Source organism: Mucilaginibacter sp. (genome assembly GCF_965201005.1).
Lineage (GTDB): Bacteria > Bacteroidota > Bacteroidia > Sphingobacteriales > Sphingobacteriaceae > Mucilaginibacter_A.
Genome location: NZ_OZ241747.1, coordinates 97587 through 122112, shown reverse-complemented (window position 1 = coordinate 122112; position 24526 = coordinate 97587). Strand labels below are relative to the sequence as shown.

Here is a 24526-nt window from a genome sequence, read left to right as displayed (position 1 = left end):
AATGCAGAAATATTGTTTTACGCTTGATCTGGCCAACGATCCGCAATTGATCGAAGAATATAAAACTTACCATGAAAACGTTTGGCCGGAAATCAAAAATAGTATCATCGATGCCGGTATCACCAGCATGGAAATTTATCTGCTGGGCAACCGTTTATTTATGCTGATGGAAACCGATGCTTCTTTTAGCTTTGAAAAAAAGGCTAAAATGGATGCCATTAACCCAAAAGTGCAGGAATGGGAAAACCTGATGTGGAAATATCAACAAGCTTTGCCGCAGGCAAAACCAGGCGAAAAGTGGTTGTTGATGGACCGAATTTTTCATCTATAAAAACAGTAGTATGTTTGATCTCACAGGGAAAAACACCATTATTACCGGCGGCGGCAGCGGTATCGGCAAAGCAATTGCCGCGCTTTTTGCCAAGCAGGGCGCGATAGTGCACATCATTGAGCTAAATGCCGAAGCCGGCGAACAAACCGTTGCTGAAATTGAAGCTGGCGGCGGCAAAGCTTTTGTTTACAGTGCCGATGTAAGCAACCAGCAGCAAATCCTGGAAACATTTATGAAGATCGATAAGATCGACATCCTGATCAACAACGCCGGAATTGCGCATATCGGCCGCGCCGATACCACGGAAGAAGCTGATTTTGAGCGTGTTTTCAACATCAACGTAAAAGGGGCCTACAACTGTTTGTACGCAGCAATCCCGAACATGAAGGCCAACGGCGGCGGCGTGGTTTTAAACCTAGCGTCTATTGCGGCCTGGGTTGGCATCTCCGATCGTTTTGCGTATTCGATGAGCAAAGGTGCCATTTTTGCCATGACTTTATCCGTGGCGCGCGATTATCTGGACGATCAGATCCGTTGCAACAGCATTTCCCCGGCACGCATCCACACGCCTTTTGTAGATGGTTTTATTGCGAAAAACTATGCCGGACGGGAAGCGGAAATGTTTACCAAACTATCTGACAGCCAGCCAATTGGCCGCATGGGCGAACCCGAAGAAGTTGCCGCTCTGGCACTTTATCTTTGTTCTGACGAAGCGGGTTTTGTTACCGGCTGCGATTATCCTTTGGATGGTGGATTTATTAAGTTGAACAATTAAATTATACCGGTAAAAGAAGCATGCTTCTTTTATCAACCTAAAATTAAAACCATGAAATTAATACGGTACGGCGATGCCGGAAAAGAAAAAATCGGCGTAATCATTGATAATGTACGCTACGATGTTTCTGCCTACGGCGGAGATTACAACGAGCAGTTTTTTGAAGACAACGGTTTGGCGCGTTTGGAAGAATTTGTGAAAGCAAATCAAGGCCGGTTAATCGAAGTGCCTGATTCTGAACGTTTGGGTTCACCAGTTTCCGGTCCTTCAAAAATAGTATGCATCGGCCTGAATTATGCCAAACATGCGCAGGAAACTGGTGCCAAAATCCCGGAAGAACCCATTTTATTCTTCAAAGCTACTACTGCTTTGGTTGGCCCGAATGACAATATTGTCATCCCGAAAAATTCTGTCAAAACCGATTGGGAAGTAGAATTGGCCATTGTCATCGGCAAAAAAGCCAGTTATGTAAGCGAAGAAGAAGCAATGGATTACGTGGCCGGATATTGCCTGCACAACGATGTTTCCGAACGCGAATTTCAGCTGGAGCGCGGCGGTACGTGGGACAAAGGTAAAGGCTGCGACACGTTTGCGCCGATAGGACCATTTTTGGCCACAAAAGATGAAATCGACGATCCGCACAAGCTGCGTTTATGGCTTAAATTAAATGGCGAAATACTGCAGGACGGCAACACGGATGATTTGATTTTTGGCGTGCCGAAGCTGGTTTCGTACATTAGCCAGTTTATGACGCTGCTGCCCGGCGATATCATTTCTACCGGCACACCAAGCGGCGTTGGCCTGGGCTTCGATCCGCCAAAATATTTAAAACCCGGCGACGTGCTGGAGTTGGGGATTGACGGTTTGGGAACTTCGCGCCAGGTGATAAAAGCGTATGCAAAAAATTGATGCGCACCAGCATTTCTGGGTTTTTGATCCGGTAAGAGATGGCTGGATCGATGATACGATGCCCGAAATCCGGCGCGATTTTTTGCCGGAAGATTTGGGACCGATCCTTCAAAACAACAGTTTCGATGGTTGCGTAGTCGTCCAATCCGATCAATCCGAAGCCGAAAACATTTTCCAACTAAAAAATGCCGGTAAAAACAGCATTGTTAAAGGGTTGGTTGGCTGGGTTGATCTTTGTTCGCCGAAGGTTGAGGAAAGGCTGGAATATTATCGTCAATTTAAGCTGATGAAAGGTTTCCGGCACATTTTGCAAAGCGAGGCGGATGCTTCTTTTATGTTGCAAAAATCATTTATGAACGGGATTTCAAAGCTGCAAAAATTTGGTTTTGCTTATGATATTTTGATTTTTCCTAAGCAGCTGGAAAATGCAAAAAAGCTAATCGAAAATTTCCCGGATCAACCTTTTGTTATCGATCATATTGCCAAACCAGACATCAAAAACAAAACAATTGATGATTGGAAAAAGAACATTATTGCCGTTTCAGAGCTGGAAAACGTCAGTTGTAAAGTTTCCGGAATGGTGACCGAAGCCAATTGGAAAAACTGGAAAACAGCAGATTTTACGCCTTACCTGGATGTGGTTTTTGAAGCTTTTGGTGCAAAACGCGTACTTTTTGGTTCCGATTGGCCGGTTTGCAATGTTGCCGGCGGATATGAAAAAATGCTTTCCGTCGTTCAGCATTATACTTCAACCCTGGCCAAAAACGAGCAGGAACTTTTTTGGGGAGGAAACGCCGTTAGATTTTATGATTTGTAACCAGATTTTATGCCGATAAAAACAGCATCCGATAGCAAACTTCCGCCCGTAATCTGGGGAACCAGCGGTTTGGGGAACATTTATCAGGCTTTGCCTTATCAAACGAAACTGGACATCGTCCGCAATTATATTGAAAATTCGCCCGGGACCCCGGTTTTTGATTCTGCCGGAAAATATGGTGCCGGCCTGGCTTTGGAAGTTTTGGGCAAATGCCTGCGCGAACTAAATATCGATCCGAAACAGGTGATCATCAGCAACAAACTGGCCTGGTATCAAACCGAATTAAAAACGCCGCAACCAACTTTTGAACGGGATATTTGGAAAGATATCGATCACGATGCCGTACAAAAAATCAGTTACGATGGTATTTTGGAATGTTTTGAACAGGGAAACCGGCTGCTCGGAAATTATGTGCCGCAAATGGTTTCGGTGCACGACCCGGACGAATATCTGGCCGCTGCAAAAGATGAAAAAGACGAAAAACGTCGTTACCAAGACATTTTGAGTGCTTATTGCGCGCTGGCCGAGCTGAAAAAACAAGGAAAAGTTACGGCGATTGGCGTGGGCTCGAAAACCTGGCAAGTGATTGAACGCCTGACTGCCGACGTTGATCTGGACTGGGTAATGCTGGCCAACAGTTTGACGCTGAAAAGCCATCCGCAGGAACTGATTGCTTTTATCGGCAAACTGCATGAAAAAAATATTTCGGTGATCAATTCTGCTGTTTTTAACGGTGGATTTTTGACCGGAAGCGATTTTTATAATTACGTTCAGGTTGACCCGAATACAAAAGAAGGGCAGGATTTATTAAACTGGCGGAAAGCTTTTTTTGCGCTCTGCGAGCAGTTCAGCATCAAACCGGCCGAAGCATGTTTCAATTTCGGGTTCAACATTCCTGGCGTGAACAGCGTTGCGATGAGCACTTCCAAACCCGAAAAAGTGAAAGAAAATATCGAAATGGCCGCCAAAAAAATTCCGCCCGGATTTTGGAAAGCGATGCAGGAACACGGCTTGCTCAGCAAAAACGATACTTCTTTTATCGGATAAAAAACCATGAAAATATTAACCTGCACAGAACCCGGCCAATTTGCTTACGGTTCTGCGGAAATGCCGAAACTGAAACCCGGAAATGCACTCATCAAAATAAAGCGTGTTGGGATTTGCGGAACCGATTTACACGCTTTTGAAGGCACACAGCCATTTTTTAGTTATCCGCGGATTTTAGGGCACGAGTTATCCGGCGAACTGGTTGATTTTGACGGTGCGCCCGGTTTTACAAAAGGTGAAGCGGTAACGTTTATCCCGTATTTTAACTGCGGGCATTGTATCGCCTGCCAGTCAGGGAAACCGAATTGCTGCACACAAATACAGGTTTTCGGCGTGCACATCAATGGCGGTATGGCAGCGTATTTAGCTGTGCCATCGCGGCTTTTGGTCCATGGCGAAGGGTTAAGTTTTGATGAACTGGCTTTGGTGGAGCCATTGGCGATCGGCGCGCACGGGGTTCGCAGGGCAGATGTGGAACAAGGTGAATTTGTGCTGGTTATCGGTGCCGGCCCGATTGGTTTGGGCACGATGGAATTTGCCCGGATTGCAGGTGGAAAAGTTATCGCGTTGGATATCAACGAAAACCGTTTAAACTTTTGTAAGGAAAAACTCAAAGTTCATCACACCATCAATGCATCCGCAGAAAACGTGATGGAACAGTTGCAGGAAATCACCAGCGGCAACATGCCAACCGTTTTGATCGATGCAACGGGAAGCCAGAAAGCCATCTGCAATGCTTTTCAATATATGGCGCACGGTGCACGTTTTGTGCTGATTGGCTTGCAAAAAGGCGAAATCTGCTTCAGTCATCCCGAATTTCATAAACGGGAAGCTACGCTGATGAGCAGCCGTAACGCAACACGCGCAGATTTTGAGCATGTGATCAGCAGTATGAAAAACGGTTTAGTCGATCCGAAAACGTACATCACGCACCGCGTAGATTTTGATGACGTGAAAGATCGGTTTAAAAGCTGGCTTGATCCGAAAAACGGCGTGATCAAAGCGATTGTTTCGTTTTGATGCTGTTTTTACCGGTATAAATTTGTGCTGATTTCGCCCAAAAACTTTATTATGATTTTTTCATCGGTATAAATCAAAAAATTAATGATGACTTATCTTTTCTCAACAAAAAAAATGCTGTTTTCAGTTCAAACTTAAGCGCAAAAAAAGTATTGTAACTACTTAAAGCCTTCGGTATGAAAAAAAAATACTATTCTAAAGTTTTGTCCGTCATTTCCGGAGTATTTTTGATATTGGCATTTGCCGCTTCCTGTAAAAAAGATAAAACCACCACACCAACAGTTGCTACACCAACCAAGTTAGGTTTGTACGAATTTGGTGCAGATGCCACTTTAAATTACCGCCAAATACAAATTAATGTATCCAAAGTAGGCACACAAACGGTTTCTTACGGGATGGTTTTTGATACCGGTTCGGGCGGAATGGTGCTGGATGCGCAAGGTATTTTGCCAGCTTCGATGATTACCACTTCCGGTTTTGTTTTTACGGGAGATTCTGCAGTTGTAAACGGTATTACCATCACCAGCCAGAAATCATCCGTTACTTACGGAAGCAATACCAGCGGGGCCACGGTTTACGGAAATTTAGCTTACGCGCCGGTAACTATCGGCGATGTGAACGGTAATATTTTAGTTAAGCGTTTGCCTTTTTTCCTGTATTATAAAGCGGTAAATGTTGGCGGAACAACGGCCACGGCGCATGATTTTGATGTGATGGGCGTGGCACCGATTTACGATATTACGTTCAACAATGGTGTTTTTGTAACCAGTCCGTTCAGTTCTTTCGATCCGGGAATAGGTTTGACCAGAGGTTTTAAAATGGCAGCTTTGGGCACATCCAATTTTTCCGGCAATGGTTATTCTACTTTTGTACCGGGCGTAATTACTTTAGGTTTAACGGATGCCGATTTATCTTCTTCATCCGGTTTTACGCAGCATCAATTGGTTAATTATCCCGGAACCGGATATTATCCAATCATCTCATCAACAATCACTTACAACGGCAAAACACTTACAGCTAACGCCTTGTTTGATTCTGGCACGGCACCTTACAGTTATATTGAAGATAGCACCGCACCGGCAACTGCCGCATTGCTGGCCGCAAACAGTACGGTAAAAGCAGCAACCACTTCCGGTTTTAATTATACTTATACCACCACAGCCACAGATTATTTAACTTATCTGGAAAACCCTAAAACTTCCGGAAATGATTTTTGCATTTTCGGCTTAAACTATTTTTTGAATAATGAGTACATGCTCGATCTGAAGAATTACAAACTCGGTCTGAAAAACAATTAGGTTTTGGGTTGAAATTATTTTTGCTGATAAACAAAAGAAGCTGCTTCAAATTGAGGCAGCTTCTTTTGTCTGATGCTTCTTTTATCGCCTAAAAAATGAATTTTGTGCTCAAAAAGTTTGATTCGTTATCGTTCACAATTTGGTTGATCAGATTTTTATTGTCATCATTCAACTTGGTGGCAACTAAAGACCGGATGGAAAAAGCGCGCAAGGCATCAACCACAGAAAGCGTTCCTTCGGCACTGTCTTTACGGCCGGTAAAAGGGAAAATATCCGGTCCGCGCTGGCACTGGCAATTGATGTTCACCCTGCTCACCAGGTTTACAAACGGATCGATCAGCGAGGCGATTTCTTCCGCATCTTCGCTAAAAATACTTACCTGCTGGCCGTGCGGCGAGTTGATCTGGTAATCGATCGCTTCTTCAATTTCCTGAAAAGGGATTACCGGAATTACGGGCCCAAACTGCTCTTCGCGATACAATTTCATCTTGTCGTTTACCGGAAAAACAACCGCCGGATAAACAAAAGAAGCTAATGTTTCGCCGCCGTTTTGGTTGATGATTTTGGCACCGTTGGCTATCGCATCATCAATACAATCTTTTAAATATGCTGGTTTGCCGGGTTCGGGCAACGGCGTTAAGCTTACGCCTTGTTCCCAGGGCATGCCAAATTTTAGCTTGCTGATGGCTTCCGAAAACTCTTTTAAAAACGCGTCTGCCAAATCCTGATGTACCAAAATGATTTTCAGGGCCGTGCAACGTTGTCCGTTAAACGAAAGCGAACCTGTTACGCACTCGCTCACTGCCAGTTTTAGATTGGCATTTTTGGTGATGATGGCCGCATTCTTTGCATCCAAACCTAAAACTGCCCGCAAACGGTTCACTTTTGGATGGTCTTTTTTAAGTTGATTGGCCACTTTGCTGGAACCGATCAGCGTTAAAACATTGATTTTGCCGGATTGCATCAGCGGCGGGACAATATCTGCACCACGGCCATAAATGGTGTTCACCACGCCTTTCGGGAAGCATTCCTGATACGCTTTAAGCAGCGGATAATGCAGCAAACTGCCATGTTTCGGCGTTTTGAAAAGTACCGTATTGCCCATAATCAAAGCCGGGATCAGTGTGGTAAAAGTTTCGTTCAGCGGATAATTGAACGGCCCCATGCACAAAACCACGCCCAGCGACGATCGGCGGACCTGCGCCACAATCCCCTGCTCAATCTCAAAACGGGACGATTGCCGATCAATGTCCTTCAAAGCATCAATGGTAGCGTGGATGTATTCTACCGTGCGGTCAAACTCCTTTACCGATTCGGCATACGGTTTGCCAATTTCCCACATAATCAGCTTCACCACCAAATCCTTTTGCTGCAGCATTTTAAAAGTGAACTGTTCTACACGGTGGATCCGATTGGCCACGCTCATGGTTGGCCATTCGCCGCGGCCATTATCGTAAGCGGCCATGGCCGCATCCAAAGCTTCCATCGCTTCTTTAACGCCGCAAACCGGGAAGGCGCCGATCACTTTCCGCTGTAAACCTTCGGGCGTACGGATGCAAACCGGCGACGAAACTTCGCTCAGTTCGCCGTCCCATTGCTTCATTTCGCCGTTGCAAAGATATTCGCGCTGGATGATTTGTTCTGGTAAATTATACTCCGGCGGAACCTGGTTTTCCTCTACAAAAATACTTTCGAGCTGGTTTTTAAAATCCATTTTTAGTGATTGGGTTTAAGTTGAACAATGCTTCTTTTATCGGCATAAATTTTACCTGGTAAAAGAAGCATAATGTTTAACAAAATTATTGAATGTTGCTTGTTTAATTTGAGGCAGTGCGCTTTATTTTACAATCAAAACAAATCACTGTGGGAACCGGTACGAATTAATCGGATTTCATTGTCAGCAGTAATTTCAATCCAAAGCAATAACAAATCTGGTTTTACATGGCATTCCCAGCAACCAGCATATTCACCTTTTAACTTATGAGCCAGATATTTCTTTTCTAAATCTTTTACACCAGTTAAACTTAGATGATTTGTAAAAGAATTTAACAAGTCAAAGTCTTTTTGAGAACGTTTTTTAATTAACCTCAAGTCTTTTAAAAACCGATTTGTAAAACTTATGGTAAACAAAACAATCAGACTGATTTGAAAAGTTCATTAACACTTTCTGCTTTTGTTACCTTTCCGTTTCGGGCATCTTTAATTGCGCGAACGGTTTTGTCGTTCGGAATATTTTCTACTTTTATATGTTTTTGATCTACAGAAACGCCAATCGCTTTTAATACGTCTTTAACCATTTTTAGCTTGCTGTCTTCCACTTTTAAAATTAATGTTGCCATAATTAATTTAAAAATACAAAAATAACATTAATGACGCTCATTAATTATTTTAATCAATATTTTACTTTTCTAAGCCATTGGATTACAGGTGATAACCTACTTTTCCAATTTGCCGGAACTGAGTTTTCCTTTCCGATAACAGAAAAACAAGTAACAGATTATCAGCATAAAAATTCTGATCGTAACTTTTACATCGGCTTAAATGATAACAATGAAGCTGTTGCATTTGGCGAGATCATCCCGCAAGAAACAAACATTCCACGGATCGGCAGATTGTTGATCGGTAATCCTGCCGACCGCAGAAAAGGTTTCGGTACTTCTTTTATCCATCTTTTATTGGAGGAATGCAAGGCTTTGTTTCAAATTAAAACCGTTGAATTATTTGTTTTGGAGGATAATTTACCGGCCATCAAATGCTATCAAAAAATAGGTTTCGGGGTTTTGCCTGATCAAAGCCGGACAGTTAATCACAACCGGCAAGATTATCTGTTGCTCAAAATGGCGTATATTTTAACAATTAATCCTGAATGATCCCTTTCCTCCGCGAAGTTGCCACTGATTTAATTGCCCGTTTAGGTGATGATCTGAAAGACGCAGCCATCATTTTTAACAATAAACGCCCGGAAGCTTTTTTGAAAAAACACCTGGGCGAACTGCAGGGCAATGCTTCTTTTAGCCCTGTTTTTTTCACTGTTTCCTCGTTTTTTGCGGCTTCCGCTAATTTGGTGGTGGCCGATCCGCTGAAACAGTTTTTTATCATGCACCTGGAGTTTAACAAATTGCTGGTTGCCGAAGGAAAACCAACGCTCACGCCAGACCAGTTTTTTCCGATGGCCAATATTATTTTAAGTGATTTTGCCGAGGTGGATTACGATCTGGTTGATGCAAAATCTTTGTTTACGCAGCTGGAAGACATTGCCCAGATCCAGCAACAGTTCAGTCATTTTACCGAAGAACAGCAGGCGTTTTTAGAGCGTTTCTGGTCGTCTTTTTCTGCGGATAAACAACGCTCGCATCAGCAAAAATTCCTGGAATTATGGATCAGGATGCCTCTTTTATATCACAATTTTCATCAGGCCATGCAAGCCCAGGGTTTGATTACCACTGCGCAAACTTATCGCCGCCTGGCAAACGGCACGGCGGACGATCCTCGGTTTATCGCACCTTATAAGAAGCTCATTTTCATCGGTTTTAACGCTTTGAACAAGTGCGAAGAAACACTTTTTAAGCAATGGCAATCAGAAGGTTGCGCTTTGTTTTATTTTGATACGGACGATTATTATTTGCAGGACAATTTGCAGGAAGCCGGTACTTTCCTCCGCAGAAACCTGAACAGAAGTGAGCTCATTAATTCTTTTCCGCAGCAACAAATTTTAGCCGATAAAAGAAGCATCGTCGATGTGATCCGCACGCAAGGGCACACGGCACAAGCCAAAATCCTCACCCAAAAATTTGATTTTGAAGCTTTGGCCGATTTTGAAAATGACCCCGAAAAGACGGCAATCATCCTGGCCGACGAAAGTTTGCTGGTTCCGGTGATGCAAACGCTGCCGCCCGAGGCCGGGATTGTGAACATTACGATGGGCTATCCGCTCACGCAATCGCCGCTTTTCGGGCTCACGGAATTGTGGCTGAACATCCAGGAACAGATTAACAAACAGGAAAAACACACCGTTTATTACCGCGATGCGCTGGCATTTTTATCGCACCCGCTTTCGGGCGTAAAAGCGGCCGAGCGCGAAGCTTTGCAAAACAAATTGTTGAGCCAGCAGTGGACAGAAGTGCCGCTGACCGAACTGCATTTGATCTCGGCTTTAGCGCCCAACTTTTTTACGTCGCGCCACAGTGGTTTGCAAACCATTGATGCATTGTATTTGATGCTGACAGCCGTTTTGGAGCAGCGTCAAAGGCAAAATCAGTTAAATGAACTGGAAGCAAACCTCATTTTAGAAGCTTGTAAAAAACTTAATTTATTACATGATAATTTAGATGCTTATGCACCAAATTTGGGTTTATCGCTGGTTTTTGCCTTGATCCGGAAAACGCTGGCCAGTTTGGCGGTTCCGCTGGAAGGAGAACCGTTGCGCGGCATCCAGGTGATGGGGATGCTGGAAAGCCGTTGCCTGGATTTTGAACACGTCATAATTTTGGGTATGAACGAAGGAACGATGCCGAAACGCAGCGTTAACCCGAGTTTTATCCCGGATAGTTTGCGCCGCGCCAACGGAATGCCGGTTTTAGAAAACCAGGATGCTGTTTCTGCCTACCTTTTTTACCGCTTGCTGCAACGATCAGAAAAAGTTACGCTGGTTTATGATGGTTTGGGTGGAGATACGGAAGCTGCCGAGCCGAGCCGTTTTATCCGGCAACTGGCTTACGAAAGTAATTTGAAATTCAATTATTTGCAACAAGAGCAGCCGGTTCGGATTGAATCTTCCAATGTCATTGTCATCCCAAAACAAGGCAAAGTTTGGAAAGAAATTGAAGGCTTTTTTTACAATGGAAACCCATTTAAAACCACCAATATTTCGGCCACAACCTTAACCACTTATCTGGCTTGCACGCTGCAGTTTTTCTTTCGCTATGTGGCCAAAATCAAAGAGCCGGAAGAAGTGGCCGAAAACCTGGAGGCCAGCCAGATCGGTTCGGCTTTGCACCAGGCGCTGGAGTGGTTTTATGCGGATCTGATCAAAACGGACAAGGTAATTACGGCAGAACGCATCGACCAAAAACTGCCGGAAATTATGGAATACAGTCGCGCCGCTTTATCGCAGGTTTTATTCAGAAACCGGACACAACTCCGGCAGGCCAACAGTATGCAACAGATTGTTTTGCAGATTGTGGCCGAATACATGAAGGAGATTTTAGCGCACGATCATTTGCATTCGCCTTTCCAAATCATCGAACTGGAGAACAAAAAGGATTATAAATATCATTTCCCGATAGAAATCAATGGCCAAAAGAAGTATCTGCAATTGTATGGCATTTTGGACCGTGTTGATGAAAAAGACGGGCAAACGCGTATTGTGGATTACAAAACCGGCAGCGATGAATTGAAATACAGCACGTTGGAAAAACTTTTTGAGCGTGATGGCAAATCGCAAAATAAGGCTGTGGTGCAAACGCTTTTCTACACGTATATTTATGAGCAGGTACGCAAAACCAGCCACGTAGAACCGAATTTATACGCCGTACGGAAAATGAAAACGGAAGGCACACATTTTAGATCGGGCAAAACCGTATTGCAATCCGTGGATTTGGAAGATGCCAAAGCGGCGTTTACCGTTCATCTGCAAAATACTTTGGCTGAACTATTTGATCAGCAAATTCCCTTTAATCAAACTACGCGGCTGGAAACTTGCACTTATTGTCCGTACAAAGATATTTGTGAGCGGTAGTTTAATGCTGTTTTTATCGGGTAAAAAAACAAAAATTGATTGACAATTTAAATCTCATTTTGGTAACATAATGCTTCTCTTTCGGTGAATTGAACGGCAATAAAATTTATGATATAAAAGAAGCACATAAATTTTCTTTTAAAGCATTTTTAAATAAGTAAATAACGTGAGTACTTATTACCCATAATTTAGGTTGAAAACAAAATATTCCAGATTGATGGCTTAATACCTTTAACCTTTCTCAATTCTTGCCGATAACGTGTCCGATGGGTAAACCTTTTGGGCAAATGTTTTCCGGCATGATAATCTGCTATAAGATGCAGTAGTTTTTTTCGAGTATAAATTAAATGCGTTACCGTTCCTTCTGCAACTCCAACGGCAAAAGCTGGAATTATCGGGATAGCAAATATAGCGAGGAAAACGGTGCCGTAATCAAAACTTTTATTATCGCCTTGGCCGAAAATATGATTAACAAAAATGTATAACCCAACACCTCCAACAATAGAATATGCAACTTCCACAGCAGCAGCTTTTCTCACCCTGAAAAAAGTATTAATCAATGCTTTGGTAGAATCATCAGTACCATAATGTGCCAGAAAATATTTTTTGTTATGTTTAAAATCGTTTTGATCGATAAGTGGATTTCTATTTGTGTCGGGTTGTTGGGCAATAACTATCGAACTGCTTAATAAAACAGTAAGCAGGAAAAAAAGAAGGGTTTTCATAAAGTTTAGGTTTAAAGGATAGCTAATATACTTCTTTTATCACCTAAAAATCAGTCTGTAAACCCCACTTCAAAATATTTTCTCCATTAAAATAAACCGTTTTAACCTTTTCCTACTGAGGCTGTTTTTATCGGATGATTTTCGGTATTGCATTAGATAAAACTTTATATTTGGTTATCCCTCTGGTCCTAATTTGCAATCCGGTACTTTGAAGTATGGATTTTTTAATCCGATAAAAGAAGTACACCATGCTTCTTTTATAACCTAAAAATTACAATGCTAAAAGCAACCATTTAGCCGTAATTTATAATTACAAAACAGCCAGAAATATTAACTTCGGCAAAACAAAATCAATATGCTCATGATGAAAAAAATATTATTTCTGTTTGCCGTATTGTGCTCGTTGGCGGCATGTAAAAATACTTCGGATAAAAATACTCTTGCTATACAGGGAATAGATTCTTCCATTCAACCCGGCGATAATTTTTTTATGTATGTGAACCGCAAATGGTACGATTCGGTTAAAATACCACCTTCACAGGCAGGTGTTGGTACATACATGTTTATGAATTATCCGCAGCGTTTACGCTTGCAAGGCATACTGGACAGCGTTTCCAAAGCTAAAAATACTGCGGGAAGCATTGAACAAAAACTGGGTGATTTTTATGCTTCGGGCATGGATACAAATACGGTTGACCAACGGGGTTATCAACCAATAAAACCGCTGCTTGCAAGCATCAACAATATCAGCAATGTTGCCGCTTTAATGAAGTTTGTTGCCGATGAAGCAAAGGTATTTAATACTTCGGTTGTTGCCTTTAGCGTTGGCCCTGATAATAAAAACAGCAGTCTTAATATTGCACATATTTACCAAACGGGTATCGGGCTGCCCGAGCGGGATTATTATTTTAAAACAGATGCGCCAAACATCGCTATCCAGCAGGCCTATAAAACATATTTGGCCACACTGTTTCAGCTTACAGGCAGTGATGCTTCAACCGCAGCAAAAAATGCTGACATCGTTTACAACATAGATAAACAATTGGCTTCATCGCACAGAACAAACGTAGAATTGCGCGACGTAAATGCGAACTATAATAAAATGGCTGTTGCGGTACTTGCAAAGCGGGAACCTAACATTGGCTGGGTAAATGTTTTGAATGATTTGGGCGCGAAAACAGATTCTATTGATGTTGGGCAGCCCGCTTATTATGCAAAGCTGAACATGTCTTTAAAAATCATTCCGATAAATGATTGGAAATTATATCTGAAAGCGTATTCAATCAGCAATTATGCAAATTTATTAAGCAAACCTTTTGTTGACGCTGCATTTGCATTTAACAAAGTACTTACCGGCCAGGCTGTTCAAAAAACACGCGGCGAAATAATGGCAAGCGCAGTAGATAATTCCTTAGGTGAAGCACTTGGACAATTGTACGTGAAAAAATATTTTACGGCAGATGCCAAAAAACGCGTGCAGGAGCTGGTAAATAATTTGCAGAAAGCAATGGGTGCCAGAATGGATAAGCTTGATTGGATGAACGACAGCACCAAACAAAAAGCAAAAGAAAAGCTTTTTGCCATCACCAAAAAAATCGGTTATCCTGATAAATGGAGAAACTACAATAATGTAACGGTAGCAAAAAATAAATACTTTGAAAATGTAGTGTCCGCTGCGGCCAATAATTACCAGTTTCAACTGGCAAAACTCAACAAGCCTGTGGATAAAACAGAATGGTTCAACACGCCTTCAACGGTTACGGCTTATAATAATCCTTCTGCTAATGAAATCGTTTTTCCGGCAGGTATCTTACAGCCACCTTATTTTGATAACAATGCTGATGATGCGCTTAATTATGGCGGCATCGGCATGGTAATAGGCCATGAGATCACACATACATTTGATGATCAGGGTGCACAGTTTGATAAAAATGGCAACGTAAAGAATTGGTGGACAAAGGCGGATTATAAAAAATTTAAAGAAAAAACACAAAAGGTAGTTGATCTCTATAACACGTTTACCGTGTTGGATACCGTGCATATCAAAGGTGCCATGACGGTTGGCGAAAACGCGGCAGATATTGGCGGTGTTGCCATGGCCTATGATGCTTTTAAACTAACTAAAGAAGGGCAGGATACCACAAAGATTGGCGGCTACACACCAGACCAGCGTTTTTTTATTTCTGTTGCGCGTATATGGCGCGTAAAAATGAAAGACGAATTTCTGCGCCTGTGGATCAATAATAATCCGCACTCACCACCGATGTGGCGTGTAAACAGCCCGTTGATGAACAATCCGCATTTTTATGATGCGTTCCATGTTCAGCCCGGCGTTTCAAATTATCTGCCTAAAGAAAAAAGGGTTCAGATTTGGTAAGGAAGCAATAAAGATTTTGACAACAAGCGGTAGCACTTCCGGCATCGTTTGTTGTATTACTATCTTGTCCGGATTTGTGGCCCGATTTTTTTAAACTGCAAATTTCAAAAGCCTGTTTAAAATTTTGCCAGCAGGTTTACGATGCTTCTTTTATGCCTGTAAATTTGGTGGTTTTTTACAAGGATTGCCGATGGGAAACCCGTTTGAAAAACACCAAATTTTAGGTCGTAAAAGAAGCATCGATAGCAAGACATTATGACTGCAGATTTCAATTTCCCGCTTGCAATCAGCTTCCGTGGTCTGTTATAACTTTCATGGGCACATCGCTGAGCGGAAGGCCGCCTTTTACGCCAAAATCCAACGTGGTGGTTGGGAAAGGCAGCATGATGCTGTTTTTATCGTATGCTTTTTTGAGCCGAATAATGGCATCACTACATACTTTCAGGTAAATGATCTGCTCGGGCGAATCAATCCAAAGCCGCAGCACAAAATTGATGGTGCTGCCGCCAAATTCCTGGTAAAATAGTGTAACCGGCTCATCGGCAGAAAGATGTTCCAAGCCTTTTAAAGCTTCAATGGTTACTTGTTTAACCTGTTCTAAATCTTCACCATAAGAAACGCCAATTGACAGATCAACCCGCCGTTTGCCAAGCACGGAAAAGTTTTCAATCGGGTTTTGAAACACATCTTTATTTGGGATAATCACCATCTGGCCCTGAAAAGTGCGCAAAATGGTATCGCGCAGGTTTATTTCCTCCACTTTTCCCATATAATCTTTCACTTTTACAATGTGCCCAACCCGAAGCGGCCTCCGGAAAGAAATAAAAATGCCCGAAATAAAATTGGAGGCAATATCCTGAAAGGCAAACGCCAAAGCCAAACCGATAATACCGGCACCGGCCAAAATAGAGGTTACGGCGGTATCCAGTTTTAAAATACTGAGCACCGTAAACAGCGTGACTGCAATAACAAAAATGTAGATGACCGAAGTAAACAGATTGTTTAACGCACGGTTGTCCGAAACTCTTTGGATCAGGTTTGAGGCTATTTTTTTGATCAGCTTGGCCAGATAAATGCCCAGCACTAATAATAATGCCGATACTAAAATGTTGGGCAACAAGCGCACAAAATCATTGATCCAGGTAATGATTTTGTGCGAAATGAGCTGATAGGCTTTGTTTATATCCATAATAAACAGATGGGCTTTTTATTTAATTAAAGGAAGGGGCTTACCTGGATTTGGTCGTTAGCACAACCTGCGGACCTGGCGTTTGAATGTTGGCATCGTTCTCCGCAGTGATAAAAACCCGTTTCGGTTTAAAAGAAGTAACGGTATGGAACGAAGCTTTTAAAGTGTTTGAGAAAAAGCCGGTGCTGCTTTTTAACTGGCCGAGGTTTTTAATACCGTTGTTTTCGGTTTCCATCCAGATCACATAAACGTTTTTAGAAGGATGAAGCCTGGACGGTTCTGTTAAATGCAGGATATCGATATCTAAAGCGTAATTGCCATTGTCGTCCTTATCAATATTTACATTGCCACGCGCAGCAGGCACGGCTTCTGAATTGGTAAATTTTAAGTTTTTAGAGCAGCTTATTACCGATAAGCACAGTAACATGGCAGCGAGGACATGAAATTTTTTAAAGGTTAAAATAGTGGGCTTCATTTTTTTTTGATTAAAGCAGAACGGGAAAATATTAGCTATAAGAGAAATACAGATACAATTGTTGTTGTGTACAGCAATTAAATGCCAATGCTGTTTTTAGCAGGTATTTTTTGGTGTGATAATTACTGGATCAGCAGTTTAAGCGTTGCAGATTGGTAGCGCGCCCTCAACCAGGATTGCAGTTTGCGCTGGTCCTTCGGTTTAATCTTTGACCTGAAGCCCATTACCACAATTTTGATTGTATCAATGGCGGAAGTATCTGCATAAAGCACCTTCATTTTGCTTATGCCCAAATACTGTATGGCCGGATATAGTATTTTTACCTCCTTAAATACGGCGGTGTCCTGCACTAAGGTTTTGGCTGATTTTGCATTGCCAGAAACCCTGTTGTATCGCCTGCCCGCTGTATCGCCTTGAGATTGATCTGCGTAAACTTCCTGCAAAATACTTGTTTTGATTTGCGACAGGTCTATCTGTTTCTGCGCATCTAACCCTTGCAAAATACTCAGGTTTACACCTTTTAATTTATATTGGGTTAATGCTGTTTTTAGCGAGTCGATCTTCTTTTTAGGCAATACCTCTCCAAACAGCAGCACGTTGATACTTTTGTCATGGTTGTCATAAACAAAAGATTTGGTGACCACTTGTGTGTTGGGAAATACAAACTGCTCGTTCAAAAATTTACGTGCGTTGCTTTCAAAAATATTTTTATCTACAATTTTATAGGCCAGATAAATGCTGGGCAAAACGGTAACTACCACAATCGTAACCATGTACTGGTGAACCCGTTTTTCTACCCGGCTGTCATCAAACTGTTTCTTGCCGATTTTAAGGTATCGTACCATTAAATAAGTTGCAATGGCAATAAAAATACTGTTGATAGAATACAAATAAAGTGCCCCGAAACAATAATACCAGTTGCCGGTAGCTATGCCGTAACCAACGGTACACAGCGGCGGCATCAAGGCCGTTGCTATGGCCACACCGGGTATTACGTTTGTTTTTTCCTTTCGGGAAGCACCCACCATACCGGCCAAACCGCCAAAAAAAGCAATAAAAACATCCCAGATGGAAGGCGATGTGCGGGCAAGCAATTCTGATTGAGCCTCGTGCAGCGGCGTGATGGCAAAATAAACGGCCGAAGTGATAATGCCGATCAAAGTAGCCGTAAACAAGCTTCTGGCACCTTTTTTTACCAGTTCCAGATCATTAACGCCAATGCCTAAACCGATGCCCATAATAGGCCCCATGATAGGCGAAATCAGCATTGCACCGATAATTACGGCAGTAGAGTTTACATTTAAACCGATGGAAGCAATAAAAATCGCAAAAATCAGCGTCCACAGGTTTACGCCTTTAAATTCAATATTTTTCCGGATGGACTCAATGGTAATTTCATCACCTTCGCGGTCATCCTGCAGGTTCAGCCTTCCGGCCAGATAATTTTTAAATGATTTTAGCGGTTCATTCATTTAACTTGCATCAACAGGTTGCAGCCGTTTTACTAAACGGCCAATGGTTAGTCCTTGCACCAGGATAGAAAATACCACAATAATATAAGTAATCAGCACAAATTCTTCGCGGTACATGTTTGCGCCTAAAGAAAGTGCCAGGGCCACCGATAAACCACCGCGCAAACCGCCCCAAGTTAAGATCAGAACGACATTTTTCTCGAAAGAAATTTTAAGCCGTAATAAAGTTATGGGCACATAAACCGAAATCAATCTGGCCAGTAAAACAATTACAATACAAATTACCCCGATCAGCATTAAAATGGCGGTGGTTTTGATAATCAGCATTTCCAGCCCGATCAGCAGAAACAACACAGCATTCAGGATTTCGTCAATCAGTTCCCAAAACTTGACCAAGTAATCCCGGCTGTTGTCTGACAGGATTTCATCTTTTACTTTATTACCGGTGATGATTCCTGCAATCACCATTGCCAGCGGACCGGAAACGTGCATATAACCAGCCACATAATAACCGCCCACGCAAATTGCAAGTGTAACCAGCACTTCAACTTTATAATCATCGATTGATCGCAGCGCATAATAGCCGATATAGCCCAGCACCGCACCAAATATCAGTCCGCCGCCTGCTTCCTGCGCAAATAGTTTGGCAATGTTCAGCACAGATATTTTATCCGGACCGGCATGTGCGGCTTCGGCCAGCGTCATAAAAATCACAACGGCCACACCATCGTTAAACAAACTCTCGCCCGAAATTTTCAGCTCCAGCGAAGAAGGTATTTTGGCCTGTTTTAAAATAGCCAATACCGCGATCGGATCTGTGGGCGAAATCAGGGAACCAAACAGCAGGCAATAAATAAAAGGTGTTTTGAGATGAAAAAGCTGTAACAGATACCAAACCAGCCCCCCAACCAATGCCGTGGAAATCAGGATACCAATGGTAGATAAAGCCAGTACCGGCCAGCGTTCTTTTTTCAGGTTGCTGGCATTGATATGTATTGCCCCTGAAAAAAGCAGCAGGCTGAGCATAAAATTCATCAGGATGTTCTGGAAATCAATCGAATAAACCAGTTGCATGGCTTTATCAGACAGGAAAGAGTTTCCGAAAGCGGCCAGCAGCATAGAACTCGCCATCGAGAGCACCATGATGCCGATTGTTGGCGGCCATTTGATCAGCCGATGGTTAATGTAGGCAAAAACCGCCGTCAGGATGATTGTAATGCTGATGATTCCGTTAATACTCATTAAAATACTGCTTTGAGTTTTGTTAAATAACTGCAAGGTATCAATCCTGAATTGAATTATGGTATTGCCAACGTATATAATCTGCGCCGGTAAAAAACCAATGCTTCTTTTATCGGTGTTTTTTTGGCCTGTTTAAAGCAATCGACATAAATGTTCTTTTCTACGGTTTTGCAGATTTGAGTATTAACAGGTTTAGCTAAACCATCATACCTTACTTTTTCGGGGATGATTCCCGGACAATCAGCTGTGCCGGTAACACAATCTGGTGCAGGTTTTGCAATTGTAAACCTGGTTCCGGGTTAAGTTTGTTCAGCAGCATTGAAATTAAATGATCGGACAATGCTTTCATCGGCTGGGCCACGGCAGTGATTGCCGGGTTAAAAACTTTGAAAAATTCATGGTCGTCAAAAGCGATAACCGCAATATCACCGGGGATGGTTTTATTCAGTTTTTTTAAGGTTTCAAAACCACGCAGGGCCAGGTAATTGGTGGCAAAAAGTACCGCATCAATATTTTTATGTTCGGTAAAAAAACCGGTAAACTGCTCGGTAACTTTTTGTACATCAAGTTTAAACGGGATTTTTAAGGTATTTTTAGGCAGTTTAAACTCATCCATCGTGGTTTCATATCCGCGCAAACGTTCGTTCATCTGCGTTTGGCCGGAATCTAAAGTAATAAAGGCAATATGCTGATAGCCTTGTTCCTTAAAATGCCGCACGGCATCCTGTGTGCCTTTAAAATTATCGATAATTACATAATCCGTTTTTATTTTAGGGAAATACCGGTCAAACAATACAAACGGCACTTCTTCCTGCAGCAACTGTTTCAGTTCTTTTTCAATACCTTTTGGCGGTGTGATAATGTAGCCGTCAACGTTCCGGCTTTTAAAAAGCTGTATCAGTTCGCGGGTTTTTTCAGGGCTGTCTTCGGTGCTGCAATACATTATTTTGTAACCTTTCTGGTAAGCACTTTCTTCGATCAAACGGGCAACACTGGCAAAAAACGAATCGGCAATATCTTCTACAAACAGGGCGATCATCTTGGTTTTGCCTGTCCGTAAACTTTGTGCAAACTGGTTGGGGTGATAGTTTTTCTCTTTCATAAAGTCGTTCACTTTTTGAATGAGCTGATCACTGATGCGCATTTCTTTGGCTTTGCCGTTCAGTATAAACGAGATGGTGGTTTTGGAAATCTGAAGTTCCTGAGCGATATCTTTAATAGATAATTTCTTTTTCATCCCTAATCAATACCGGATTATATCTTGTTTGCAGCACCGCAAAGCAGGCGGTATAATACGCAAATTTTACCGCACAAAACAAATGCTTCTTTTACCACCTAAAATTTAGGGTGATAAAAGAAGCATCGGACAAAAACAAGCATTACAACTAATTAACCGGATCAGGTGCTGCCGGGTGTTTCGGATCGTAAACCGCAACGGCAACCCTGGAATCGGCACAGCCATAATACAAAAACCATTTTTGCCGATGGTAAACCATACCCTCGATAAAAACCGTCCCGTTTACATATTGTCCGCTTTTTTCAAAAGCTGCCATCGGGCGCAAAAACGGCACATCCAAACGGGTGATATTTTTTGCCGGATCGTTTTTATCAAACAAAGCCTGGCCCGCACAGTAAGAATTTCCGTTAAAACGCTTGTCGCCATCCGCTCCGGCCTTATTTTTTCCGTTGTAAAAAAGGATAATTCCTTTGTCGGTCAGCAAAGCCGGCGGCCCGCATTCAGTCAGTTCGCTATCAAAATAACCTTTTCTCGGCGAAATTAATTCTTTCAAAGTACCGTCGGTATTTACTACCGGTGCCCAGTCCACCAGGTTAGCGGAAGTTGCCGCATACACATGCAGTTCGCCCCAGTACATCCAGTATTTGCCGTTTATTTTGGTGATGACCTGTTTACCGTTTTTTAATTTCGTCAGGATCGAGGCCGATTTATGCGGGATGTTCAGGAATTTTCCATGGTAAGCATCTTCAAAAATCGGCCCGTGCTTTTTCCAGTTTTTCAAATCGGCAGAAGTGGCAACGCCCAAACGCGGCACATCGCGGTTCCACTGCGTGTAAAACACCACGTAAGTACCGTTTTCGGTTACGGCAACCCGTGGGTCTTCGCAGCCGCCCGGCCATTCATACTTTTTTTGGTCATCGTTTGCCGGATAAAATACCGGCGTTTTTTTTCGTTTAAAATGAAAACCGTCTGCACTTTCGGCATAACCCAACCTGGAAGTACGGAAGCCGATACCAACGCCCGATTTATCTTCTGCCCGGTACAAAACCACTATTTTGCCGTTTAAAACCGCGGCTCCCGGGTTAAAGGTATCGTTGGATTCCCAGCCGACTTCTTTCTTCAAAATCGGGTCAAAAAACCGTGTAGTTGAATCCGGAGAGATGATTGGGTTAATGCCTGCCGGACGTTTAAATCCACCGAAAGCCCAATCCGGCAAACGGTTTTTTTGGGCGAATGCTTCGTTTATCAGCATAAAAAACAAAACGAACAAGGCTGATTTTAGGTAGGTAAAAGAAGTATGCCTGATTATATTTTGGCGCATATTTTTTATTGGTTTAGGTTGATTAAGGCTGTTCTGTGGTGTAAATCGAAAGTGCTTCCGCATCGGTTAAAGCGCGGTTATAAAAACGGATATCATCAATAGAACCTTTAAAATACGAACTGCCCATCTGGCTTTTAGGCAAGCTCTGGCCGATCACCAGATTAACCGGATTTGGCAGCGTAACAGGTGTACCGGTTACGGCTGCGGTTTTCACCAGTTTATCGTTTACGTAAAATTTCATGGTACCGTTGGTGTACGATACGGCGATGTAAGTCCACACATCTGCCGGTACAACGCCGGGGTTGCTGTCCACATCATGGTAACCGTTATCGCCCTTAAAAGTTAAAAACAGGAAATTACTGCCCTGCAACTGAAATTTAAACCCGTTGTAGGTATTTAAAGAAAACAGGTAATTGTCCGGGTTGGTCACGCCGCGTTTTATCCACATGGTAATGGTAAACTCTTTCGGGTTCAGATCAATTGTATAAGGTACTTCAATATTGGCCCCGTTCTGGAAATCGTAAGCACTGTTTGCTGTATTAAAACGATCAGCAACTAATTGCGGCAAGGTGTTTCCATCTATCCCTCCGCTAATATAGCCTGTCATTAATGTGCCGTTGTGGCCATGGCCGGAAGCATCGTTTGCATTGCCGGTAAATTTCCATTGTGCAATTAAATTATCTGCAGAAACATCCTGGATCAACCTGGATTGAAAGGCAGTGATGGCACGGCGGAGATTTGCCGTTGCATTATCTACTTCCTGCTGGCTGTACTGGCTGGAGGATTTTACGGCAGTGGCCAGATCTATCGCTGTTTTAAGATCAGTGCGGGAGCCAACGGAATAATTGCCCGCCCGCTTTCCTTCAACAGATTTGGTATAAAAGTTATTTGCAGAATCGATGGTAGTAGAGATAATTTGTTTGTTGGAATTATAAGTTTCCTGGGAAGTGCTTTTTTTACAGGCATAAAAACAGCATGTCAGCAAAAATGCCAACAGCGTAAAACCTAAGTATTTTTGATATTGCTTCATGGCTTTGTTTGATTATTTACCTAATAATTTATTGGTTGAACGCTCGCTTTGCGGGATCGGGAAAAACTTGTTGGTTGTAAAATTAAAGTTTGGCTGATCGCGCAATGCAGCAGTGGCGTACGCACTTCCGTAACGGATCAGGTCGAAAAAGCGGCCAAACTCCAAAGCCAGTTCAGATCTTCTTTCCCTGCGGATCAAATCCCGCAATTGTGTTTGGCTGGTTGTGGTAATATCCGGAAGCAGGCCGGTTGGTACGGTGCCAAATCCGGTCAAAGTATTGTCGTTTAAATAACTTTCGCGGGCACGTTTTCTTATTTTGTTAAGCGGAACCAAGGCTGCGGCACTGTTTCCTGCTTCGTTCAAAGCCTCTGCTTCTATCAGTAAAACATCTGCAAAACGAAGTGCTTCCACGTTCAGATTACCATCTCCTTTGGTTGCTGTAGGGATTTCTGAAAGTGGCTGGATTTGTTTTTTGGTGAGATAACCGGTTGCTGTCCAGCTGGCATCAAAAGCACTGTCAAAATAAGGATGACCGGCACGTGCAACGGTGTAATCCAATCGGGGGTCGTCCACGCCTGTTGCAGATTGTTCAAAATTACTGACCAAACTTTGCGTTGGCTGAAAAAAACCGTAACCATTTAGCGTTCCCCGCGGTGCAAATGCCTGGTTCATGGCATTGCCCTGCTTCGGGCTCAAACCAGCGGTGTGCCAGATGGAAAAAATAGCTTCTTTGTTGTTTTTGGTACCCGCGTTAAAGTTATCGGTAAACTTAGCGGTTAAATCATAAATGCCTAAGGCTTCTACCTGTTGCGCCGTTTGTGCGGCCATTGCATATTTGGCTTCAAATAAATAAGTTTTGGCCAGTAAAGAAAGTGCAGCACCTTTTGTTGCTCGTCCTAAATCGCTTCCTGTCCAGGCAGTTGGTAGCGCGGCGGCGGCTTCTGTGCAATCTTTTTCTATTTGTGCAAAAATCTGTGCTTGCGGCACTGCAGGAGTGCTTAAATTATCTGCAGTGGCAACTTGTAAACGCAAAGGAATATCACCGTAGCAATTGGTAAGCATAAAATAATAGTAGGCCCTTAAAAATTTAGCCTGCCCGTTGATGGTTGCTTTTGTGGCATCAGGCACAGCTTTGTTTTCATCTGATAAGCCGCCCAGTACAAAATTAGCTTTAGAAACGCCATCATAATACCTTCCCCAAACCGCTTCCACAGCAGAGTTACTGGTCAGGATGTTAAATTTATCTATGTTATCAATATCGGCCTGATCCCCGGGCAAGCCACCTTTAACGGCATCATCAGAAGCAACATCGCCCAAAACCCATATCTCGTTAGAGAAAGCATCTGTAAAAGTTAAAGGCACATATGCTGCGTTTACCGCTGCATTTGCATTGGCAACCGAAGTAAAATAATTGGCCGCCTGATAGGTGCCTAAGATTGGCTGCTCCAATACTTTTTTACAACTGGCGGTCAATAATAAAAAGCTGCCTGTTATAGCTGTTATTATATATTTTTTGATCATTTT

The 24526-nt window shown here is 42.7% G+C and carries 22 protein-coding genes; 10 read left to right on the top strand and 12 right to left on the bottom strand.

Features of this window, described 5'->3' with window-relative positions; all coding sequences use genetic code 11:
* Position 1 precedes the first annotated feature (1 nt).
* From ACOFKR_RS00530 to ACOFKR_RS00500, 7 genes are all read left to right on the top strand, one after another.
* The gene (locus tag ACOFKR_RS00530) at positions 2 to 331 is read left to right on the top strand and encodes an L-rhamnose mutarotase (protein WP_419802074.1); all 330 of its coding nucleotides are present in this window, start codon (positions 2 to 4) and stop codon (positions 329 to 331) included.
* A gap of 10 nt (positions 332 to 341) precedes the next feature.
* A complete protein-coding gene (locus ACOFKR_RS00525) occupies positions 342 to 1106 on the top strand; it encodes an SDR family NAD(P)-dependent oxidoreductase (protein WP_419802073.1) in 765 nt (254 codons plus the stop codon).
* Between the two features lie 51 nt (positions 1107 to 1157).
* Entirely contained in the window at positions 1158 to 2015 is an 858-nt protein-coding gene (locus ACOFKR_RS00520; RefSeq protein WP_419802072.1) for a fumarylacetoacetate hydrolase family protein, read from the top strand.
* Entirely contained in the window at positions 2002 to 2832 is an 831-nt protein-coding gene (locus ACOFKR_RS00515) for an amidohydrolase family protein (protein WP_419802071.1), read from the top strand. Before ACOFKR_RS00520 ends, ACOFKR_RS00515 begins: the two co-directional genes overlap by 14 nt.
* A 9-nt stretch (positions 2833 to 2841) precedes the next feature.
* Positions 2842 to 3879 (top strand): aldo/keto reductase, encoded by a 1038-nt coding sequence (locus ACOFKR_RS00510; protein WP_419802070.1) that lies wholly within the window; start codon positions 2842 to 2844, stop codon positions 3877 to 3879.
* 6 nt (positions 3880 to 3885) lie between these two features.
* Positions 3886 to 4899, top strand: a complete 1014-nt coding sequence (locus tag ACOFKR_RS00505) for a zinc-binding alcohol dehydrogenase family protein (protein ID WP_419802069.1) — start codon at positions 3886 to 3888, stop codon at positions 4897 to 4899.
* A gap of 176 nt (positions 4900 to 5075) precedes the next feature.
* Positions 5076 to 6197, top strand: coding sequence for a hypothetical protein (locus tag ACOFKR_RS00500; protein WP_419802068.1), 1122 nt, complete (start codon positions 5076 to 5078; stop codon positions 6195 to 6197).
* 88 nt (positions 6198 to 6285) lie between these two features.
* Here the strand turns inward: ACOFKR_RS00500 and ACOFKR_RS00495 are convergent, their stop codons facing one another.
* The 3 genes from ACOFKR_RS00495 to ACOFKR_RS00485 form a co-directional block, all read right to left on the bottom strand.
* Entirely contained in the window at positions 6286 to 7911 is a 1626-nt protein-coding gene (locus tag ACOFKR_RS00495; protein WP_419802067.1) for an NADP-dependent glyceraldehyde-3-phosphate dehydrogenase, read from the bottom strand.
* Between the two features lie 134 nt (positions 7912 to 8045).
* Positions 8046 to 8327 (bottom strand): type II toxin-antitoxin system YafQ family toxin, encoded by a 282-nt coding sequence (locus ACOFKR_RS00490; RefSeq protein WP_419802066.1) that lies wholly within the window; start codon positions 8325 to 8327, stop codon positions 8046 to 8048.
* A 5-nt stretch (positions 8328 to 8332) separates the two neighbouring features.
* Positions 8333 to 8536, bottom strand: a complete 204-nt coding sequence (locus tag ACOFKR_RS00485; RefSeq protein ID WP_419802065.1) for a hypothetical protein — start codon at positions 8534 to 8536, stop codon at positions 8333 to 8335.
* A gap of 30 nt (positions 8537 to 8566) precedes the next feature.
* Here ACOFKR_RS00485 and ACOFKR_RS00480 point away from each other — a divergent pair, with 30 nt between their 5' ends.
* Positions 8567 to 9067, top strand: coding sequence for a GNAT family N-acetyltransferase (locus ACOFKR_RS00480; RefSeq protein ID WP_419802064.1), 501 nt, complete (start codon positions 8567 to 8569; stop codon positions 9065 to 9067).
* Positions 9064 to 11934: a PD-(D/E)XK nuclease family protein gene (locus ACOFKR_RS00475; RefSeq protein ID WP_419802063.1), complete on the top strand. Its 2871-nt coding sequence runs from the start codon at positions 9064 to 9066 to the stop codon at positions 11932 to 11934. Before ACOFKR_RS00480 ends, ACOFKR_RS00475 begins: the two co-directional genes overlap by 4 nt.
* Positions 11935 to 12122: 188 nt before the next feature.
* On the opposite strand, the gene ACOFKR_RS00470 is transcribed toward ACOFKR_RS00475, so the two are convergent.
* Positions 12123 to 12659, bottom strand: coding sequence for a hypothetical protein (locus tag ACOFKR_RS00470; RefSeq protein ID WP_419802062.1), 537 nt, complete (start codon positions 12657 to 12659; stop codon positions 12123 to 12125).
* A 361-nt stretch (positions 12660 to 13020) separates the two neighbouring features.
* Here ACOFKR_RS00470 and ACOFKR_RS00465 point away from each other — a divergent pair, with 361 nt between their 5' ends.
* Complete coding sequence (locus tag ACOFKR_RS00465) at positions 13021 to 15036, top strand: M13 family metallopeptidase (RefSeq protein WP_419802061.1); 2016 nt, start codon at positions 13021 to 13023, stop codon at positions 15034 to 15036.
* A 286-nt stretch (positions 15037 to 15322) separates the two neighbouring features.
* Here the strand turns inward: ACOFKR_RS00465 and ACOFKR_RS00460 are convergent, their stop codons facing one another.
* The 8 genes from ACOFKR_RS00460 to ACOFKR_RS00425 form a co-directional block, all read right to left on the bottom strand.
* Positions 15323 to 16225 carry a mechanosensitive ion channel family protein gene (locus tag ACOFKR_RS00460; protein WP_419802060.1) on the bottom strand — a complete coding sequence of 301 codons (903 nt, stop codon included), beginning with the start codon at positions 16223 to 16225 and terminating at the stop codon, positions 15323 to 15325.
* Between the two features lie 40 nt (positions 16226 to 16265).
* Entirely contained in the window at positions 16266 to 16652 is a 387-nt protein-coding gene (locus tag ACOFKR_RS00455; protein WP_419802059.1) for a hypothetical protein, read from the bottom strand.
* Between the two features lie 170 nt (positions 16653 to 16822).
* Positions 16823 to 18172 carry a TIGR00341 family protein gene (locus ACOFKR_RS00450; RefSeq protein WP_419802058.1) on the bottom strand — a complete coding sequence of 450 codons (1350 nt, stop codon included), beginning with the start codon at positions 18170 to 18172 and terminating at the stop codon, positions 16823 to 16825.
* A complete protein-coding gene (locus ACOFKR_RS00445; RefSeq protein WP_419802057.1) occupies positions 18173 to 19414 on the bottom strand; it encodes a cation:proton antiporter in 1242 nt (413 codons plus the stop codon).
* Positions 19415 to 19625: 211 nt separating this feature from the next.
* Positions 19626 to 20651: a LacI family DNA-binding transcriptional regulator gene (locus ACOFKR_RS00440; protein WP_419802056.1), complete on the bottom strand. Its 1026-nt coding sequence runs from the start codon at positions 20649 to 20651 to the stop codon at positions 19626 to 19628.
* A 148-nt stretch (positions 20652 to 20799) separates the two neighbouring features.
* The gene (locus tag ACOFKR_RS00435) at positions 20800 to 21972 is read right to left on the bottom strand and encodes a glycoside hydrolase family 130 protein (protein WP_419802055.1); all 1173 of its coding nucleotides are present in this window, start codon (positions 21970 to 21972) and stop codon (positions 20800 to 20802) included.
* 22 nt (positions 21973 to 21994) lie between these two features.
* A complete protein-coding gene (locus ACOFKR_RS00430; protein WP_419802054.1) occupies positions 21995 to 23002 on the bottom strand; it encodes a LamG domain-containing protein in 1008 nt (335 codons plus the stop codon).
* 12 nt (positions 23003 to 23014) lie between these two features.
* Entirely contained in the window at positions 23015 to 24523 is a 1509-nt protein-coding gene (locus tag ACOFKR_RS00425) for a RagB/SusD family nutrient uptake outer membrane protein (RefSeq protein WP_419802053.1), read from the bottom strand.
* Between the last annotated feature and the right edge of the window lie 3 nt (positions 24524 to 24526).

Coding starts and splice junctions, on each gene's coding strand:
- ACOFKR_RS00530 (WP_419802074.1), top strand. CDS start 2: ATGCAGAAATATTGTTTTACGCTTGATCTGGCCAACGATCCGCAATTG.
- ACOFKR_RS00525 (WP_419802073.1), top strand. CDS start 342: ATGTTTGATCTCACAGGGAAAAACACCATTATTACCGGCGGCGGCAGC.
- ACOFKR_RS00520 (WP_419802072.1), top strand. CDS start 1,158: ATGAAATTAATACGGTACGGCGATGCCGGAAAAGAAAAAATCGGCGTA.
- ACOFKR_RS00515 (WP_419802071.1), top strand. CDS start 2,002: ATGCAAAAAATTGATGCGCACCAGCATTTCTGGGTTTTTGATCCGGTA.
- ACOFKR_RS00510 (WP_419802070.1), top strand. CDS start 2,842: ATGCCGATAAAAACAGCATCCGATAGCAAACTTCCGCCCGTAATCTGG.
- ACOFKR_RS00505 (WP_419802069.1), top strand. CDS start 3,886: ATGAAAATATTAACCTGCACAGAACCCGGCCAATTTGCTTACGGTTCT.
- ACOFKR_RS00500 (WP_419802068.1), top strand. CDS start 5,076: ATGAAAAAAAAATACTATTCTAAAGTTTTGTCCGTCATTTCCGGAGTA.
- ACOFKR_RS00495 (WP_419802067.1), bottom strand. CDS start 7,911: ATGGATTTTAAAAACCAGCTCGAAAGTATTTTTGTAGAGGAAAACCAG.
- ACOFKR_RS00485 (WP_419802065.1), bottom strand. CDS start 8,536: ATGGCAACATTAATTTTAAAAGTGGAAGACAGCAAGCTAAAAATGGTT.
- ACOFKR_RS00480 (WP_419802064.1), top strand. CDS start 8,567: ATGACGCTCATTAATTATTTTAATCAATATTTTACTTTTCTAAGCCAT.
- ACOFKR_RS00475 (WP_419802063.1), top strand. CDS start 9,064: ATGATCCCTTTCCTCCGCGAAGTTGCCACTGATTTAATTGCCCGTTTA.
- ACOFKR_RS00470 (WP_419802062.1), bottom strand. CDS start 12,659: ATGAAAACCCTTCTTTTTTTCCTGCTTACTGTTTTATTAAGCAGTTCG.
- ACOFKR_RS00465 (WP_419802061.1), top strand. CDS start 13,021: ATGATGAAAAAAATATTATTTCTGTTTGCCGTATTGTGCTCGTTGGCG.
- ACOFKR_RS00460 (WP_419802060.1), bottom strand. CDS start 16,225: ATGGATATAAACAAAGCCTATCAGCTCATTTCGCACAAAATCATTACC.
- ACOFKR_RS00455 (WP_419802059.1), bottom strand. CDS start 16,652: ATGTTACTGTGCTTATCGGTAATAAGCTGCTCTAAAAACTTAAAATTT.
- ACOFKR_RS00450 (WP_419802058.1), bottom strand. CDS start 18,172: ATGAATGAACCGCTAAAATCATTTAAAAATTATCTGGCCGGAAGGCTG.
- ACOFKR_RS00445 (WP_419802057.1), bottom strand. CDS start 19,414: ATGAGTATTAACGGAATCATCAGCATTACAATCATCCTGACGGCGGTT.
- ACOFKR_RS00440 (WP_419802056.1), bottom strand. CDS start 20,651: ATGAAAAAGAAATTATCTATTAAAGATATCGCTCAGGAACTTCAGATT.
- ACOFKR_RS00435 (WP_419802055.1), bottom strand. CDS start 21,972: ATGCGCCAAAATATAATCAGGCATACTTCTTTTACCTACCTAAAATCA.
- ACOFKR_RS00430 (WP_419802054.1), bottom strand. CDS start 23,002: ATGAAGCAATATCAAAAATACTTAGGTTTTACGCTGTTGGCATTTTTG.
- ACOFKR_RS00425 (WP_419802053.1), bottom strand. CDS start 24,523: ATGATCAAAAAATATATAATAACAGCTATAACAGGCAGCTTTTTATTA.